The organism is Akkermansia sp. KLE1798 (assembly GCF_001580195.1).
Classification (GTDB): domain Bacteria; phylum Verrucomicrobiota; class Verrucomicrobiia; order Verrucomicrobiales; family Akkermansiaceae; genus Akkermansia; species Akkermansia biwaensis.
Map to the genome: position 1 here is coordinate 264,123 of NZ_KQ971081.1, position 17,764 is coordinate 281,886.

Sequence of the window (17,764 nt, forward strand, 5' to 3'; positions counted from 1 at the left end):
TAAACGTGAACTCATTGACTGGTATTTCAGCACTGGAAATATTTGTTAGATGAAGTGGGTATGTTTGTTTTCCTGTAAAATTTTTGGAGAATTTTTCGTGCCGGGGAAGTTTTCTTTTGACGGAAAAATGAGAGTTCCGTATTTATGACGATAAGCTATACGATTTGCCTCATTTAAGGTCGTTGTCTAACTTATAGAAATCTAGAAAACACACATCATATGAAATTGAAACTGCCTCTGCGTTTGCTGGCCGCACTAGTGACTTCCTTTACCGGAGTTACTGTCGGAACCGTTACTGTAACCGGTCTTGCCGGCATTGCCGTAACCGTGTCGCTCTCTCCGGCGCTTGGAGCGGACATCACATTTGACGGCACCCAGGTAACAGTGCCGGCTGGAGGCTCCGTGTCTTATGACGCAGGAAACGTAACCGCATCCACAACTCTCCAATTTTCCGGAGCGGGCACGGCCACGATCACGAATTTGAACGGCGACGCCGCGGACGCCGTCCTGAGGGTAAACCGGATAGCCAGTGGCGGCGCCAGTCTTTCTTCATTGATTTTGAATGGTCCGGGTACGTTCAACGGTGTGATTTCCATGTATTCCAACACGACCGGCGGTACCCGGAATAATATTCTGGAACTCAACCATGCCCTGGCGGCACAGAACGCCACCATCAGGCTGGGCGGCTACAGCTATGCGGCGGGGGCTTCCGTGCTGCAGGCGAACGTGGACACCAGCATCAGCAAGCTGGAACATGACAATGTGGCCGCCCTGATCACCGGGGAAGGAACCACTCTGACCATTACCGGAGATTCCTCTTCCTACGGCGGCAGTTTCGGCGGTTCCATCACGGTGGATTATGCGGGGGGAGGGATTTTTACGCTGGGCAACTCCAACAAGGATACGGCCCTGACGCCCGCCGCGTCTCCGGACGCCACCCTTAAAATCAGCAGCGGCACGCTTTCCCTGTATTCCGGGAACGTCAACTGGACACAGAAACTCGTCATGGGGGACAATACGGTGCTGACCGTGGAGGACGGACCGCCCGTCAGCGGGTACTATAGCTACGATGCCAATTCCATCAACGGCAACGGTTTTACGTTCTCCGGGGAAGCCACGTTCGGTAGCGGCGTCAACATGACGACCGAGTACGGCAAGAATATCAAGTTCACGGGAGTGCTCACGGCGGCCGACGGCTTCACGATCAGTGGCCCGGACAGTGAATACACGTATTACACGTTGTCCAATACGGAAAACCAGCTCGGGGGAACCATCGCCATCACCCGGAATTCCACCTCCCTGGGCATCAACGCCTCCGGTTCCCTGGGAACCGCGGCCGTCACCACTACTTCCGGCAGCCAGTACATTACGTATTACGGTACGGCGGGAGATGCGGTTGACGTCATTGACAATTCCATGACCGGAGCGGGCAATTTCATGGTACAGTCCGGCTGGGTGCATCTCACGGAGAATGTGGCGCTCACGGGAACTTATACGGTCAATTCCGGGGCGGTCCTTTCCAAGGCGGGAACCGTCAACGCCGTGCTTGCCGGAGGCAGGCTGGACGCGGGCAATGGCAATCTGACGGTAACGGGAATTAGCGGCAGCGGCATGATCGCAGCTTCCTCCGGAACTATGAATTTCCAGAATGCCCTTACTGTGGAAGAGGGCATGGGCATTCTCGCCAACGGCACGGGGAGCATCACGGGGAGCGTTACCGTGGACGGCGGCCGCCTGTATTATACGTCCATGGACAACGTTTCTTCCGTTCTGCAGAGTGTAACGTTTACGTCCGGCCTGATCGACTTTTCCCTTTTCCAGGAATTCCAGGACCTGTACGGTTCGGACGCCCTGATAGGCCAAACTTATGATCTGGGCGTCAACTTGGGCAACGGGTTCACGCTGGCGGACATTGATGAATCCCTGTACACCATCAGCAATTCCTCCGGAAAAACCGTCATCACGTTTACGGGCTCCGGCGCTTACGATACGGTGTGGGACCCCGCCTGGGGACTGGGGAGCGCTCCCTCTTCCGCGGCCGGCACTCTGGCGGACCAGCAGACCATGGCCCTGTACGGCATCCGCGGCTCTTCCATGCAGGACGGCTTCGGTTCCGTGAATGTCGTGACCGGAACGGGAGAAGGCCTGACGGGCGTGACCCTGGCCGGCGGCTATTATAATGCCGGCGCCACCGCCGAGGGAACGACTATCACCACAGGTATCTGGACGGATGTAAAAGCCGGGGATTATAACATCATCATCGGCGGCAGCTATGCCAACAACTGGGGCGGTACCGGCGCGTGGAACGTGACCGGGGACATCCATACCCAGATTCAGGGGGATTCGGTCGTGAACTGGGTGGTGGGCGGCAACTACAAGGACGGACTGAACGCAACCGTCACGGGGGATATTTACGTGTCCGTGGACGGCAATGCCGTGATCAAGGGCTCCCTGGTGGGCGGCGGCACGGCGGCCCACAATTCCATCAACACCATTGACGGCAGCACGTACGTCGTCGTGCGCAGCATGCAGAGCGAGACGGACGAGACCATCACACTCAGTTCCGTGGCCAGGGGCTTCATCATCGGCGGCAGCGCGTATGAAACCAATACCGTCTCCGGGGGAACGATCTCCGGAAGCACCAACGTGACGATTGATTTGGGGAATGCGACCGGCAATTTCGTCAAAAGCATTGTGGGCGGTTCCCATGCGGGGGGCACCGGCACCAGCACGACCAGGGCCTTTTCCATCGGCGGGGATACAAACGTGAGTATCATCGCCTCTTCGGGAGCCGTTTTCACGGGCAATATTTATGGCGGCTCCTATGCCGGGGGCGGCGGTACGGGGAACGCAACGGTAGGCGGCAATTCCACGCTGACCCTGGACGGCGGCACGTATGAAGGCGCCCTTTACGCCGGGGGCGGAGGCGCCAAGTCCGTCGTCAGCGGAAATGCCTCCCTTGTCGTGAAGAAGGCCGTGTTCCGGACAGGAAGCACGCTGAACGTCACGGAAGGGACGGTCAGGGGAACGTCTTCCCTGCTGCTGGGCGGTTACGGAAACACCTCGGACCATGCCATTTCCTTCTCCAATACGGTCGTTGCCGGGTTTGACATCGTCAAAATGTTCCAGGATTCCTTCTTTACGGGGAACCTGAACATGGACGGAGGCACGCTGGCGCTGGCCGGCGGCGCGGGGACATCCGTCCAGATGAACGGGAACTTCTCCCTGTCCGCGGAAGGGGAACTGAAGCTGGACCTGTCCGAATTCGGCGTCCTGACGGATGGCATGACTGTTCTGAGCACCACCGGGCTGAGCAATATTACTTCCATCCAGGCATCCTTTGCGGATGGCGTGGGAGGAACCATCTCCCTTTCACAGAACGGACGGGAACTGGTTTACACTGAAATTCCCATGCTGTTGTGGGCCGGCGGAGCCAGCGGCGCCTGGGGTGCGGAGAATATCTGGACGGATGGGGGAACTCCCGCCACTTATACAGCGGGACATGCCGTATCCTTCACGGACCAGGCGGGGGTGCCCGTCTCCAGCGTGCAGCTGGATTCTGAAGTTTCCCCCCTCTCCGTACTGGTCCGGAATTCCACGACCCGCTATGAGTTTGCAGGAACCGGAGCCCTGACCAACACTTCCGTAGTCAAGGAAGGAACGGGTACCCTGGTGATCGGTTCCGCCTCCGTACTGGGAACGGGCACCACGGTTTCCGTGGAACAAGGCATTCTGGCGTTCAGTTATGATACGGACGTGCCCGCTTCAGGCATCACGTGGGGAGCGGGTTCCTTCCTGGGAGCGGCCAACGGAGCGACGGTTACGGTGAATCTGGGTACTGTGACCAACCCGACGTTCTCCCTTTCTCCGGATGCGGGTTCCTTCATCAATCTGGTGGCTCCTTCCGCAATCACCTTTGCCAACAACATTACGGGGGCCGGCACCGTTTTGAAAACCGGAGCCGGATTGCTGAGGCTGACGGGGGCCAATTCCGGGCACATTGTGGTACAGGAGGGCAATCTTCAGGTGGGGGACAATACAGCTTCCATCAACTGGGGATCGGCCGGCTCCTCCGTCACGCTCCATGACGGGACGATGCTGAACGTCAGCGGCAGAAGCAATTCCCACCATGTGATCGGCTCCGACCTGGTGCTGGGTACCTCTGCCTCGGATGCCGTCTCCCTGAGATGGAATGACGCCTCCCAGGCAAACGCCACCAATTACCAGAATAATTTCACCGGAAACGTTACCGTCAACGGAAGTGTGACGGTTACCGGCATAGCGGGGTGGGCCAAGGAAATGGGCTTTACCGGTACGCTGACGGGGGACGGAACACTCACGTACAAGCGCGGCGAAGGAGACGGCAGGTATAACGCCAATGGGAAAATGATCATTAACGGAGATGCCTCGGGCTTCACCGGAACGGTCGTTGCAGACGCCACGCACGGCTATAGCGCGGGCCTGGATTTGTATTCTTCCATGACCCAGGGTTCCGTCGCGCTCACTTCCGGGGACAATACCACCGGGTTCGCTTTCATGCGGGTGCTGGGAGATATTGAAATTGCCTCCCTGGATGGCACCGCCAACTCCCAGGTGGGCGCGGTGGGGGGCGCCCGTACGCTTACGGTGGGCTCCGGCACGTACAACGGCTCCATTGTGGACAAGGGCGTAGCCATTGCCTACGGAGCTACCGCCATTTCCTATGACCAGAACGGGGTGCTTTCCCTGACCAAGGTCAGTGACGGAACGCTCACGCTGGGCGGGACGGTAGGCTATACGGGCCTTACCGATGTCCAGGGCGGCACGCTGGCCTTCACCGGGACAGGCGCCGTGGCCCTGGGCAACATCGCCATGGCCGCGGGTACCAGAATGAGCACCGCGGGCGCCCTGAATGTGACGACCGGTTCCAGCCTGACCCTGGATATCAGTTCCGCCATCACGGCGGGAGGAGCGTTCGGCCCCGGGACCTTCACCCTGACCCTGAACGGGCTGGAAGGAATTACGGAGGCCGGGGAATACACGCTGATTAGTGCCGCAAGCGGTCTTGACGCCGTGAACGCCATTTTCAACTGGAGCGGTTATATCGGGGATGAAACGCTGATTTACGCGCTCCAGCAGACGGGCACCGCCCTGAAACTGGTGGTGACTTCCGCTGGAGAAGTGTGGATCTGGCAGGGGACCTCCGGATTGGATTGGAGCGATTCCACCACCGGGGAACAGTGGGGGATTTCCGGGTCTTCGGAAACGGCCGCAGGAAAGAGCCTCGTTTTCAATAATACCGGGGCCGGAACCGTCACGATTTCCGGTCCGGTGACTCCGGCTTCCATCACCGTGAACAACGCCGCCGGGAACGATTATGAATTCGTCTCCGACGGCACCGGGAAGATTGCGGACGGCACCTTGACCAAGCGCGGCGAAGGAAAATTGACCCTGAATCTGGACAATACGGGCTGGACGGGGGATATTTCCATCCAGCAGGGGGAACTGGTGGCGCAGGTTGCCAATTCCCTGGGTTCCGGCGGCGTCACCATCGCCGGAGGCACGCTGACGCTGGCGACGGCGGATGTCCAGGCGGGGATGGGGATGATTTCCCTCCAGAGCGGAGCCCTGAATCTGGCCTCCGGCGATTTTGCCACGGCATTCACCAGCTCCACCATGGAGTGGACGGGAGGCGCCCTGATGCTGGGTGATGATGTGACGGCGACCGTTTCCAAGGAACTGGCCCATGAAAAGACGGTGGAACTGGCGGCTGGCTCCGTGCTGACCGTCAGCGGTACGAATGACAATACGGCCCTGACGCTGAATGCGTCCGGAACGGGTACCGTTTCCATGGGGCTGGGCACGAGCTATGGCCTGAATGTACTGAACATGAGTACGGAGTTCCAGGGCACCCTGGCGGTTACGGCGGGCTACTTCCAGCTCAACAATGTGACCATGGGGGCGGATGCCATTCTAAGCTTGGCGGATTCCAACGTCCGCACGGAATGGAACGGCACGGCGGGGGGAACCTTTGCCAACGACATTGTGTTTACGGGCAACCAGGTATTCGCCACCACTGATTTCACCCTGAGCGGCGATCTGAGCGGCACGGCGTTTTCCACGCAGGGAGCGGGCAATATCACGCTGACTGGCGGCGTCGATCTGGACGGCCAGCTCAAGGTGCACCGCGGCACGGTGACAGTGGATAGCTCCGCGGTGACGAGGCTGGGCGACAGCATCGACATCCAGAACAATTCCACGCTGGCCTTTGCCCGCGACTTTTCCTATGCGGGAGTGATTAGCGGAACGGCGGGCAGCACACTGGCCGTCCATGGAGGAACATTGGAACTCACCGGGGCGAATACCTTCCTGGGCTCCCTGGCGATTGCCGGCGGAGCCACGGCGCGCCTGGGGGACGGCGGTACATGGGCCGGAGTCATATCCGGCGCGGGCTCCCTGGTGATCGACACCACGGGGAATGTGACGCTGACCGGAGGCAATACCTCCTTCTCCGGATCAACGGCGCTTTCCGGCACGGGCACCGTGACCCTGACGGACGCCGATTCCCTGGGATCCGGCAGAGTGACCGTCAACAACGGCGCTCTGGACCTGGCCTCCACGAATATGGGCAACGCCATCCTGGTCACGAAGGGCAATCTGCTGAATGCCGGGAACAAAACCGCGGGGAATGTGGAAGTAGCCGCTTCCGCCGGAACGCAGGGTTCGCTGAACACCATCAGCCTGGGCGGCTTGTCCGGCAGCCTGGTGCAGTCCATCGTCATGGAGGATTTCACGCGTCTGACGGGGATCAGCGGTCCCCTGGACATGACCGGAAAAACAGTCACCCTGAAGCTGGACAGCGGCAGCCTGACGACGGGCGGCAACACGGGAACGGGCGTCATTGACGCGGACAGCCTCACACTTTCCTCCGCCACCACGACGATCAACCTGAGCAACCAGGCAGTGCTGGACCTGCTTGCCGCCAACCGGGAATCCATTGACGGCGTAGGGCTGGTGCTGACCACGGGAACCCTGTCCGTGGACAATTACAGGCAGATATCCTTCTCCCCGCTGCTGGCCTCCCTGGGCTATGCCGTCACGGAGGTGCTGGGAGCGGACGGAACGCTAATGGTCAGCGGCAATACGGACCTGACTTATCTGGTGGATACGACGCCCACTTCGGACAATCCCTACATCGACAATTACGCGACGCTGGACCCCTACAAGGCCGTCGGCATCAACGGCGCCACGCTCCATGTGAGCCTGGAGGGCGCTCCGGACGCTTCCCGGAACGGGGACGGCTTGAAGGTCAGCAACCTGATCGGCAGCAACGCCTCCCTGGTGGTGACGAATACGGCGGCGGATGCCGCGTCAAACCACGCCGTGGTGGACCTGGTCCAGAATATTGACGCCGGAAGCAACAGCTACGGAGGCACCATCAGCGGGGACCACGTGGACTTCATCAAGAAAGGAGCGGAAACGCTGACGGTGGAGGGCAATTTCACGGGGGACGATTCCATGCTGAGTTCCACGGAAGGGGAAATCGTGCTGAACGGCGCGGCCAACAGCCTTTCCACGCTGAACCTGGCCGGAGGAGACATCACGCTGGGCGGCCGGAATGACGGCGCCTCCCGCACGACGACGGTGGAAACCCTGTCTTCCGGAACGGGCGGCGGTACGCTGGACCTGGGCCGCGGAGCGCAGCTGGTTGTCACCGGACAGGCGGCGGGAAGCCATGTGACGGACGTCACCATTTCCGGGGACGGCACACTGACTCTGGGCGGAACGGGTACGGACTCCTCCCTGACGCTGGGGAACGGTTCCTCCCTGGACGGCGTTCTGCTGGATATTCGCGAGGGTTCCGCCCTTTCAACAGCCGCCGGCTCCACGAACAATGTTTCCGGTCTGGCGGGCGGCGGCGCGCTGAAGCTGGGCGGTGCGGAAATGACGGTCAATTCCAGTACGTCCCATACCTTCACGGGAACCCTGGACGGCGCTTCCGGCACGCTTAATTTCAAATCAGGCAACGGAAGCGTGCAGACCATCCAGGGAGCGGGCAACGCGGGCTATAACCTGAATGTCAGCGACGGCGGTTCGCTGACCCTGGCCGGGGCTGCCGCGGGAAGCGGAGACCCAGCCACGGCTTCCTACAAGGGCATTACCGTGAACGGCGGAACGCTCAATATAGGCAGCACGGACGTACCCAAGACCCAGTTGACGCTCGGCACGGACGGCCTGCGCGTGACGGGTAACAGCACGGTGACCATCACCACGTCCTCCACGACGGTGGACGGCCTGGGCGCTCCCTTCGTGACTTCCAGCGGCAGCATTGTGCTGGGGGACGGAACGGGGGAAGTCACGCTGGTCATGAACAATCTGGATACGCTGGTTTCCGGAGATACTTCCACGCTGAATCTGGAATTGTTCAAGACGACGGGCGGGGCGCTGGTCTCCCTGGGGGACAACGTCACTCTGCAGGACATGATCCTCAGCTCGCTGTACGACAATCTGGAGCTGACCACCAATGACAGCATGACGGCCATCATCGTCACCGGGGAGGCGCGCACGGAAAATATCTTCCGCGACTCCGCCCTGACGAGGAATGCCGGAACCGGATCCGACATTCTCTGGAATTCCCGGTACAACATGCCGGAAGGCTCCACGCTGCGCGACCTGTACACGTCCGTACTGGTTTCCCAGAACGGCGGGGATTACTCCGGAGCGGCCCGCAAGCTGGCCGCCGCCGCGGGTTCCACCGTCACCAGCCTGGGCATCGCGCAGCGGGATTCCCTGCGTGACCAGATGCTGTGGGTACGCAACCGCGTGGCCCAGATGGGAGTCAACCCCGCCTACGTCAACGAAGACATGCCCTACTTCCACATGTGGATGCAGGGCACGGGTTCCTATGCCAAGCTGGACACCAAGGGGGATGAAAGCGGCTACAAGCTCACCACCTGGGGAGGCACCGTGGGCATGGACGTGGACCTCAGCGACAGATTCACGCTGGGCGCGGCGTTCACGGCCAATTACGGCAGCCTGTCGGCCAGCGCGGCCGATACCGCGGACGGCGACCTGGACAGCTACTACGTGAACCTCTTTGCCCGCTACCAGTCCCGCAACTGGTCCCACCTGCTGGTGCTTACGGGAGGCTGGAACGACGCCAAGCTCACCCGCACGGTGGACTATGGCACGGGCAGTTACCAGGGGTACGGCAGTACGACGGGCGCGGGCTTCGGGGCCATGTATGAACTGGCGTACGACATTCCGCTGAATGAGGACAAGAGCGTGGTGCTCCAGCCTCTGTTCAACGCCTCCATCGTCACGACCCGCATGGACGGCTACCGTGAAAGCGGTTCCGCCGGAAATGCCGGGCTGCGCGTGGAAGACCAGGAATTGACCACGGGCGCCCTGGCCGTGGGCGCCAGGCTCTCCGGCCTGGTGGGTTCCAATATCTTCGGCCGCGAGGCGCTGGGCGAGGTGCGCGTCAACGTCTCCCAGGACATGGGCGACCGCCGCGGGCAGGCCAACGTGGGTTTCCTGGCCGATCCGGGCTACACGCGCCCGGTGTACGGAGCCAAGGTGGGCTCCACGGCGTTCCAGGCCGGAGTGGGCCTGAGCGTTCCGGTAGGGTACCAGGGAGTGATCTTCATGGAGGGGAACGCGGACATCCGCAGCGGTTCCAGCTCCCTGAACGGAAGCATCGGCTACCGCTACAATTTCTAGGGTGGTATTCAGAAAAGGAGAATCGGCAGAATTCTCCCATGGCTGGCAGGGCCGTCCCGGAGGAGCCGGGGCGGCCCTGACTTGATCAGCGGGCAGACTGTGCAGGCCTGCCCGGAGCAAGGGAAGTCCCTATTTCCTCCATTCCCATTCGATGGGGGTTTCCAGATCCGGATGCAGTGCCCGGCGGACCGGACAGGTCATGGCGGCTTTTTCCAGCATGGAGCGCAGCGGATGGCTGCCGTCCAGGGGCATGACGGCTTTCAGTTCGATTTTTTCAATGCCTTTTTCCGATTCCACGGCATGGGCCAGGATGCGCATCCCCCTCAAGTCGACTTCTTTTCTGGCCGCAATTACGGAAAGCAGGCTCATCATGCAGGAAGAGAGGGTAGCCCCCAGCAGCATGCCGGGAGTGGGGTACTTTTCCCTGCCTCCGTAACTGGCGGACAGGTCTGTAAACGTTTTTTCCTCAGAGCGGGCGTAGGTGGTTTCACAGCGGAATTGCCCCACGTTTTCCGTGCGGGAAGTATATTTATCATCAGTCATAATGGTATGACAGGAAATGCCGGGTGCGGACTCATCCGCAGTTTGTCAGTTTTGTCCCTGAATTATTAGGGAAGAAAACAGGGAAGGGGAGAGAATGCGGCCTGTTCCGGCGATTACGGTATCTCTCTGAGTCATGCTTCCTGTTCCGGACGGCCATAGCTTCGTGCCGGAAGAATTGCGGACGGGAAGGGCGGCAGTCCTGCCGCTCCCGGCGGGCGAGGTTGTAAAAAAACAGGGAAAACGCCGGCTTACCGCGGTTTATGTCTCCGGAGCCTGGGGACTTGGTAGCGGAAGGCTGCCGCTTTTCGAGGCCCGGAATTGTTGCGGAGCGGAGGCCGGAGAGCAATATCGCTGAAAATCCGTAAGGCCGCGGAATCGGCATTTCCGGACTGCGGCATACCGGGTATTATCCCAGAATGCGGCGGATCGGTTCCGCGTAAAGTTCCGGTTCCAGCAGGAAGGAGTCATGCCCCTTGGTGGAGATGATGGTATGGAATTCCGCGGGAATGCCGGCTTTTTCCATTTGGTCCGCAAAGTCCTGCTGTTCCGCCGGACGGAAACAGCAGTCCGTATCAATGGAAAAGATAAGGGCGGGAATTTTTTCCCGGCGGAATCCTTCCAGCGCGGCGGAAAACGTACCTTCCGGCGTGTGGTCGCGGATGTCGAATTCCGCCCACATGTCCGCAATGCGTAGGTAGGAGTTGGCGTCAAAGCGTTCCGCAAATTTGGTGCCCTGGTGCAGCATGTAGCTTTGCGTGCTGCGGGTGGGCTTCAGCCACGCAAGCATGCCGGACTGGCCGCCCACTTCCTTTCTGGCGCGCTGTTCCAGCCCTTCCTGGTAAACGAAGGATTTGTGGCCGATGATGCGGGCGAAGGCCAGCCCTTTTTTGGGGAAAGGGCCCTGGTAATAGTCTCCGCCCCGGAAATCCGGGTCCAGTTCAATGGCCAGGATTTGTTCAAACAGGGAGAGGCGGTGTTCGATGGAGGCCCTGTAGCCGGAACCGATGGAAATAAAGCTTTTGACGCGTTCCGGGAACTGGCAGGCAAGGCTCAGGGCAATCAGGCCGCCCACGGACGGACCGACCAGATGCACGCGTTCAATCCCCAGGCTGTCGAGCAGCAGCGCCTGCAAGCGGGCCTGGTCCGCCACTTCCACATGCGGGAAGCGGGAGCCGTAGGGCAGGCCGTCCGCGGGGCTGGGGCTGGCGGGGCCGGTCGTGCCGTAGCAGCCCCCCAGGTAGTTGGCGCAGATGATGCAGAAGCGGTCCGTGTCCAGAGGTTTTCCGGGGCCGATGATGCTGTTCCACCAGCCTTCATGGTTTTCCGGTTTCCAGAGGGCGCCGATGCCCGGCACGTCCGGGTTATAGCCGTAGGCGTGCTGGCTGCCGGAAAGGGCATGGAACAGCAGGATGACGTTGTCCTTTTTCGGCGACGGGGTTCCGTACTGCTCATAGGCGATGCGCACTTTCTCCACCACGGCGCCGTTCCTCAGGGGGAAGGAACCGGGAAGGTCCAGGAATCTGGTTTGGACGGAGGGAAGCTGCATGGGCATGTAGGAAGGAGTTCGGTCACCAAAAAAAGACCGGCACCCGGCGGGCGGCGGTCTTTTTTAAATCTGTGTTGGGCCAGGGTTTACTTGACGCCCTTCTTGGAAAGACGCGTACCTGCCGTGGCGCCCTGGCGGGCCTTGAATTTGGGATTGCTCTTGCAAATCACATACAGCGTGCCCTTGCGCTTCACGATTTGGCAGTCTGCGTGGCGGCGCTTCATAGAGGCTAAGGAAGAAAGAACTTTCATGGTGTATAACTCCGGTTTGGTGTTCGGTTCGGGAGACGGAATATACCGTTTGGTTAAGAATTGTAAAGTCATTTCTTTACCGAAAGGAAAATTGTTGCGGACCGCTCCCGGGCGCGCCGGGAAAAAGGAGTCTTCTTCAGCGGAGGAAGGGGTTGCCTTTTCCTCTCCAGGAACCAGGTGTCAGGAAGCAGGAAATGGCGGAAAAAGAGCCGTTTTTTCCGTAACGGTGCGCCGGAAAGTTCTGATGAAGCCCGGAGCTATTGAATAAAGGGTTTGTGGACCGGCGCGGATTTGTATAACATTCACTCCGGTTTTCTTATGGCGAGCTCTCTTTCATCCGATCCTCCCCCTTCCTTCCGGAAGGCGTTTGTCCATTATGCGGGGATGAAGGGATTCCTGCTGATGGAGGGGCTGCTGAAGTTTGTGGGCATGAAGACGCTGTTCCGCCTGGGGCGCATGGCTGGCGGCGCGGCATGGCATTTGCTGCCGCAGCGCCGGAAGATTGTGGAAAGGAATCTGCGCATCGTCCTGGACCCGGCCCTGCGCGGCGGGGAGCTGAAGAAGCTGGGCAAGGAGAATTTCCGGCGGACGATCGCCAATTTCCTGTGTTCCGCCAAGACGGCCATTCTGACGGATGACCAGTTGAAAAAGTGCGTGGAAATCACGGGGCACGAGGCCTTTGCCCGGCCCGTGCTGGAAGGGCGCGGGCAGGTGTGCGCCATTGCCCATTCCGGAAATTGGGAGGCGCTGGCGAGAATACGCGTGTTTTATCCGGAGATTGAGCGTTACGGCTCCATGTACCGCCAGTTTGACAATCCTCTGATGGAGGAATACATGTACAGGCGCCGCACGGAGCGGGGCACGCAGATGTTTTCCAAGGAGGGCGGCATCAAGGCGCCCATGAAGATGCTCAAGGAAGGGGGCGCGCTGGGCGTGCTGAGCGACCAGTTTGTCTGGGAAGGGGTGTATGTTCCCTTCTTCGGCAAGGTGACCGGAACGACGCCGCTGCCCGCCCTGCTGCGCAAGCGGGCCGGGGCGGACATGGTGGCGATTGCCGTGCGTACAGACAAGCCGGGCCACTGGATTGCGGATATGGGCAACGTGGTGGATTTTTCCGGTTCCGACGGTTCTCTGGCGGGAGATACCATGGAGGTGAACAGGCATTTGGAAGAGCTGATCGGCAGGTCCGTTCTGGACGTGTTCTGGATGCACCACCGCTGGAAGTCCATCGACCGTTTTGCTCCCAGGGATGAAAAGACGTTCAGGCTTCTGGAGAAGATGGAACTGAAACCGTACCGCATTCTGGTGGCCGTTCCCAGGGCCCTGGATGAAGCCTTGCTGACCGTTCCATTGATCAGGGCGCTGAAGGGCGCCAGGCCGGACATGCAGGTGAGCGTCATCTGCCCGTCCGGCCAGGCGGGTGTTTGGAAAACATTTGAGGAAGTGGCCCATGTCCTGCCGCACGATTCCCTGAAACAGCTCCGGGAAGCATTGGCCGCGGATGAGTTTTACAATGAAGGCCCCCTGGACCTGGGCGTCATGCTGGACCAGGATATGGAAACCCTCAAGGCTCTGGCACCGTATGGCCCCATGATGTTTTCCGGCCTGGATACTCATCCCGGATGCCGGAAGTACAAGTTCCGGGTAAAGGCTTCCGTCCTGAAAGCGGCTCCTCCCGTTCACCGCGTCCGGCCCTATTTGCACCTGGGGGATTTGCATGGCCTGGATATCTGGAACTCTTTCGTGTTTCCCGTGAAAAAGGCGCACGCCGGGGAGGGGGCTCCCGTTCTGATCGCTCCGTTTTCCACGCTGGGGCCAGCCAGCGAATGGGGGGAGGAACAATGGGAGGAACTGGTACGCTCCCTTCCGGGCAGGCCGGTGCTGGTGGCTCTGGAGGAAGACCGCGAGCGGGCTTCCGCTCTGGCGGAGCGGCTGCAGGTGGAGATGAAGGCCGGGGCGCCGGAAGACCTGTTCCCCGTCATGGATGCCGCGGCGGCAGCCATTGCCGTGGACGGCGTTATTCCCTCTCTCTGCTCCTGCCGCGGCCTTCCAACGGTGACCCTGTTTTCCACCAGGCTTCCGGACGTGTGCCGTCCGCTGGGGCAGTTCCACCGCTCCCTGTACAGTCACCAGTGCTGTTCCCCGTGTTTCCTGAGGGAATGCGACCGTGGCGTTCCCTGCAACCGCAGCATTTCCGTGCAGGAAGTGCTGGATGCCTTGCGGGAGATAAATACCTTTTCCAGTTAAGGGGTTTTCCTTTTCAGAAATGAAGATTTATTCATCCCGCTGCCATGGAGACATGCCGCCGGTAAATATAAGTTAATGATGTCCAGGGAAATTCATGTTAAAAAGTTGAGGAAGAAGACCCATTTAACCCTGGCTCGTCTTGCAGAACTATCCGGCTACGATATAACCTGCCTGGTTCGCCTGGAGCAGGGTGAAAAGGTTCCCTCGCGCATGAGGGAATCCGTGATTGCCCTTCTTTTGCAAGCGCGCGAGGAAGGGCTGGGGCTGGATGTCAGGATATGGCGTGAGCGTGCTTTAAAAGCTGAAAATAAGGTGGATATCTTGCTGGGAATGGTCAAAGGGGGAATGAATGCTTTGGACAGTTCCCGTGACTGAAGAAAATTTTTTCATCTTATCAATGTACTTCATACCTTGAATTTCCTTCCCGGCGGAAAATACTGCGGGCCTGTTCCGTCAGTTCCGCGGAGGGTTCGCGAACATCCCGGAGCGTGTAGTCCAGGTTCAGTTCATCCCATTTGAAGCGGCCCATCTGGTGGAAGGGAAGTACGTCCACGCGTTCTACGTTTCCCAGGCGGCGGGCGCAGCGGGCAAGCTGCGCCATGTCTTCCATGCCGTCCGTGAGGCCGGGCACCAGCACGTAGCGGAGCCATACGGGCTTGCGGAGGGCGGCCAGGCGCTCCGCGAATTCCAGGGTGGGGCGCAGTTCTCCGCCCGTCAGGTTCCGGTAGCGTTCCGGGTTCCATGCCTTGATGTCCAGCAGGACCAAGTCCGTGTGTTCCAGCAGTTCGCCGTCCGCATTCGCTCCCAGGTGGCCGGACGTGTCCAGGCAGGTGTGCAGGCCCATGGCTTTTCCTCCTTTCAACACGGCTTTGGCAAAGGCCGGCTGGAAGAGCGGGTCCCCGCCGGAGAGGGTAAGGCCGCCTCCGGCCGCTTGCAGGAAGTCCCGGTAGCGTGCAAGTTCCTCCAGAATGTCCGCGGCGCTTCTGGTTTGCCCCCGGCGGACGTAGGAGGCGTCCGGGTTGTGGCAGTACCGGCAGCGCAGGCTGCATCCGGACAGGAAGAGGACGAAGCGGATGCCGGGCCCGTCCACGGTGCCGCAGGATTCCACGGAATGGACCAGGCCCGTGACGGCGGCGACAGAGTTTCCGCCGGAGTCCGGTTGATGGAAGGGCGCCTGCGGCATCCGTGGAGATGGGTTAGCGGGTGTGGAAGGTGCGGTTGATGACTTCCTGCTGCTGTTCCCGGGTCAGCTTGATGAAGTTGACGGCATAGCCGGAAACGCGGATGGTGAGCTGCGGGTATTTTTCCGGGTGGTCCATGGCGTCCAGCAGGGTTTCCCGTTCCAGGACGTTCACGTTGATGTGGTGGCCGGTGGCGGCAAAGTAGGCGTCCAGCAGGGCGGAGAGCTTGGTACGGCGTTCCCCTTCCTCCTTGCCCAGGGCCTGGGGCACGATGGAGAAGGTGTAGGAGATGCCGTCCAGGGAGTCGTCATAGGACAGTTTGGCCACGGAAAGCATGGAGGCCACGGCTCCGTTCCTGTCCCGTCCGTGCATGGGGTTGGCCCCGGGTGCGAACGGTTCCCCGGCGCGGCGGCCGTCCGGGGTGTTGCCCGTTTTCTTGCCGTACACCACGTTGGAGGTGATGGTCAGGATGGACTGGGTGGGGAGGGAGTTGCGGTAGGTGTGCAGTTTGCGCAGCTTCTGCATGAAGTTGCTCACCAGGCTGCACGCGATGTCGTCCACGCGCGGGTCGTTGTTTCCGTAGCAGGGGAATTCGCCTTCCGTTTTGAAGTCCACGATCAGGCCGTCTTCATTGCGGACGGCCTTCACCGTGGCGTATTTGATGGCGGAGAGGGAGTCCGCCGCCACGGACAGCCCGGCGATGCCCGTGGCCATCGTGCGCAGAATTTCCGGATCATGCAGCGCCATTTCAATGCGTTCATAGCAGTATTTGTCGTGCATGTAGTGGATGATGTTCAGGGCGTCGATGTAGGTTTTGGCAAGCCAGTCCTGCATGTTGTCGTACAGGGCCATGACCTCGTCGTATTTGAGGATTTCCTCCGTGTAGCGCGGAGAGGGCGGGGCCACCTGTTTGCCCTTGAGTTCGTCCACGCCGCCGTTCAGGGCGTACAGCAGGCACTTGGCCAGGTTGGCGCGGGCTCCGAAGAATTGCATTTGCTTGCCGATGCGCATGGCGGAGACGCAGCAGGCAATGCCGTAGTCGTCCCCCCAGTGCGGGCGCATCAGGTCGTCGTTTTCGTACTGGACGGAGGACGTTTCTATGGAGACCCTGGCACAGAAGCTTTTGAAGGCTTCCGGCATGTCCCCGGACCACAGGACCGTCAGGTTCGGTTCCGGAGCCGGTCCCAGATTGTAAAGGGTCTGGAGCATGCGGAAGGAGCTGCGGGTGACCAGCGTGCGCCCGTCTTCCCCCATGCCGCCGATGGATTCCGTCACCCAGGTGGGGTCTCCGGAGAACAGGTTGTTGTAGTCGGGCGTGCGGATGAAGCGGACGATGCGCAGCTTCATCACGAACTGGTCCATGATTTCCTGAACTTCCTCTTCCGTGATCCGTCCCTGTTCCAGGTCGCGGGTGAAGTAGATGTCGAAAAAGGTGGAGACGCGGCCCAGGGACATGGCGGCGCCGTTTTGTTCCTTTACGGCGGCCAGGTAGCCCAGGTAGGTCCATTGCACGGCCTCGCGGGAATCGGCGGCGGGGCGGCTGAGGTCGCAGCCGTAGGAGGCGCCCAGCTGGGCAAGTTCCTCCAGGGCGCGGATTTGTTCGCTCATTTCTTCGCGCAGGCGGATCACGTCGTCCGTGAGGGGCCTGTTTTCGTAACTTTTCAGGTCCTTGCGGCGTTCGGCGGCCAGCCTGTCCGTGCCGTACAGGGCCACGCGGCGGTAGTCGCCGATGATGCGGCCGCGGCCATAGGCGTCCGGCAGCCCGGTGATGATTCCGGCGGAACGGGCCGCTCGGATATCGGAGGTGTAGGCGTCAAAAACGCCTTCATTGTGCGTCTTGCGGATTTTTTTGAAGATGGAAGAGGTTTTTTCACACATCTTGAACCCGTAGGATTCCAGGGCCTGCTGCGCCATGCGCAGGCCGCCGAAGGGCATCAGGGCGCGCTTCAGGGGGGCGTCCGTCTGGAGGCCCACGATTACTTCCAGTTCCTTGTCAATGTAGCCGGGCTTGTGGGATGTGATGGAAGAGACCACTTCTTCATCCGCATCCAGCACGCCGCCGTTGTCTATTTCCTGTTTCAGCAGGACTTTCAGCTCCTCCCATAAACGAAGCGTGCGCTGGGAGGGGCCGGAAAGAAACTCTTCATTGCCGGAATAGGGCGTGTAATTATGCTGGATGAAATCCCGTACGTCAATGGACTCCGTCCATGCTCCCGGCTTGAATCCCTGCCATTCCTGCGGCAGGGCGGGGGCCTCTTTCAAGTCTTTTATGATGCCGACCATAAACAAAAACC

8 protein-coding genes are annotated in these 17,764 nt (G+C 60.2%); 3 read left to right on the forward strand and 5 right to left on the reverse strand.

Features of this window, described 5'->3' with window-relative positions:
- Positions 1–219 precede the first annotated feature (219 nt).
- Complete coding sequence (locus tag HMPREF3039_RS06000; RefSeq protein ID WP_067571484.1) at positions 220–9,702, forward strand: autotransporter-associated beta strand repeat-containing protein; 9,483 nt, start codon at positions 220–222, stop codon at positions 9,700–9,702.
- 129 nt (positions 9,703–9,831) lie between these two features.
- On the opposite strand, the gene HMPREF3039_RS06005 is transcribed toward HMPREF3039_RS06000, so the two are convergent.
- The 3 genes from HMPREF3039_RS06005 to ykgO form a co-directional block, all read right to left on the reverse strand.
- Positions 9,832–10,245, reverse strand: a complete 414-nt coding sequence (locus HMPREF3039_RS06005) for an OsmC family protein (protein ID WP_067571486.1) — start codon at positions 10,243–10,245, stop codon at positions 9,832–9,834.
- Between the two features lie 406 nt (positions 10,246–10,651).
- Positions 10,652–11,791 carry a homoserine O-acetyltransferase family protein gene (gene metX / locus HMPREF3039_RS06010; protein WP_067571719.1) on the reverse strand — a complete coding sequence of 380 codons (1,140 nt, stop codon included), beginning with the start codon at positions 11,789–11,791 and terminating at the stop codon, positions 10,652–10,654.
- A gap of 86 nt (positions 11,792–11,877) precedes the next feature.
- A complete protein-coding gene (gene ykgO / locus HMPREF3039_RS06015) occupies positions 11,878–12,042 on the reverse strand; it encodes a type B 50S ribosomal protein L36 (RefSeq protein ID WP_065529996.1) in 165 nt (54 codons plus the stop codon).
- A 318-nt stretch (positions 12,043–12,360) separates the two neighbouring features.
- Here ykgO and HMPREF3039_RS06020 point away from each other — a divergent pair, with 318 nt between their 5' ends.
- Positions 12,361–14,289: an LpxL/LpxP family acyltransferase gene (locus HMPREF3039_RS06020; protein WP_067571488.1), complete on the forward strand. Its 1,929-nt coding sequence runs from the start codon at positions 12,361–12,363 to the stop codon at positions 14,287–14,289.
- Positions 14,290–14,364: 75 nt separating this feature from the next.
- Positions 14,365–14,664: a hypothetical protein gene (locus HMPREF3039_RS06025; RefSeq protein WP_067571490.1), complete on the forward strand. Its 300-nt coding sequence runs from the start codon at positions 14,365–14,367 to the stop codon at positions 14,662–14,664.
- Between the two features lie 19 nt (positions 14,665–14,683).
- On the opposite strand, the gene pflA is transcribed toward HMPREF3039_RS06025, so the two are convergent.
- Positions 14,684–15,472, reverse strand: a complete 789-nt coding sequence (pflA, locus tag HMPREF3039_RS06030; RefSeq protein ID WP_067571492.1) for a pyruvate formate-lyase-activating protein — start codon at positions 15,470–15,472, stop codon at positions 14,684–14,686.
- Positions 15,473–15,485: 13 nt separating this feature from the next.
- Positions 15,486–17,753: a formate C-acetyltransferase gene (pflB, locus tag HMPREF3039_RS06035; protein ID WP_067571494.1), complete on the reverse strand. Its 2,268-nt coding sequence runs from the start codon at positions 17,751–17,753 to the stop codon at positions 15,486–15,488.
- Positions 17,754–17,764 lie beyond the last annotated feature (11 nt).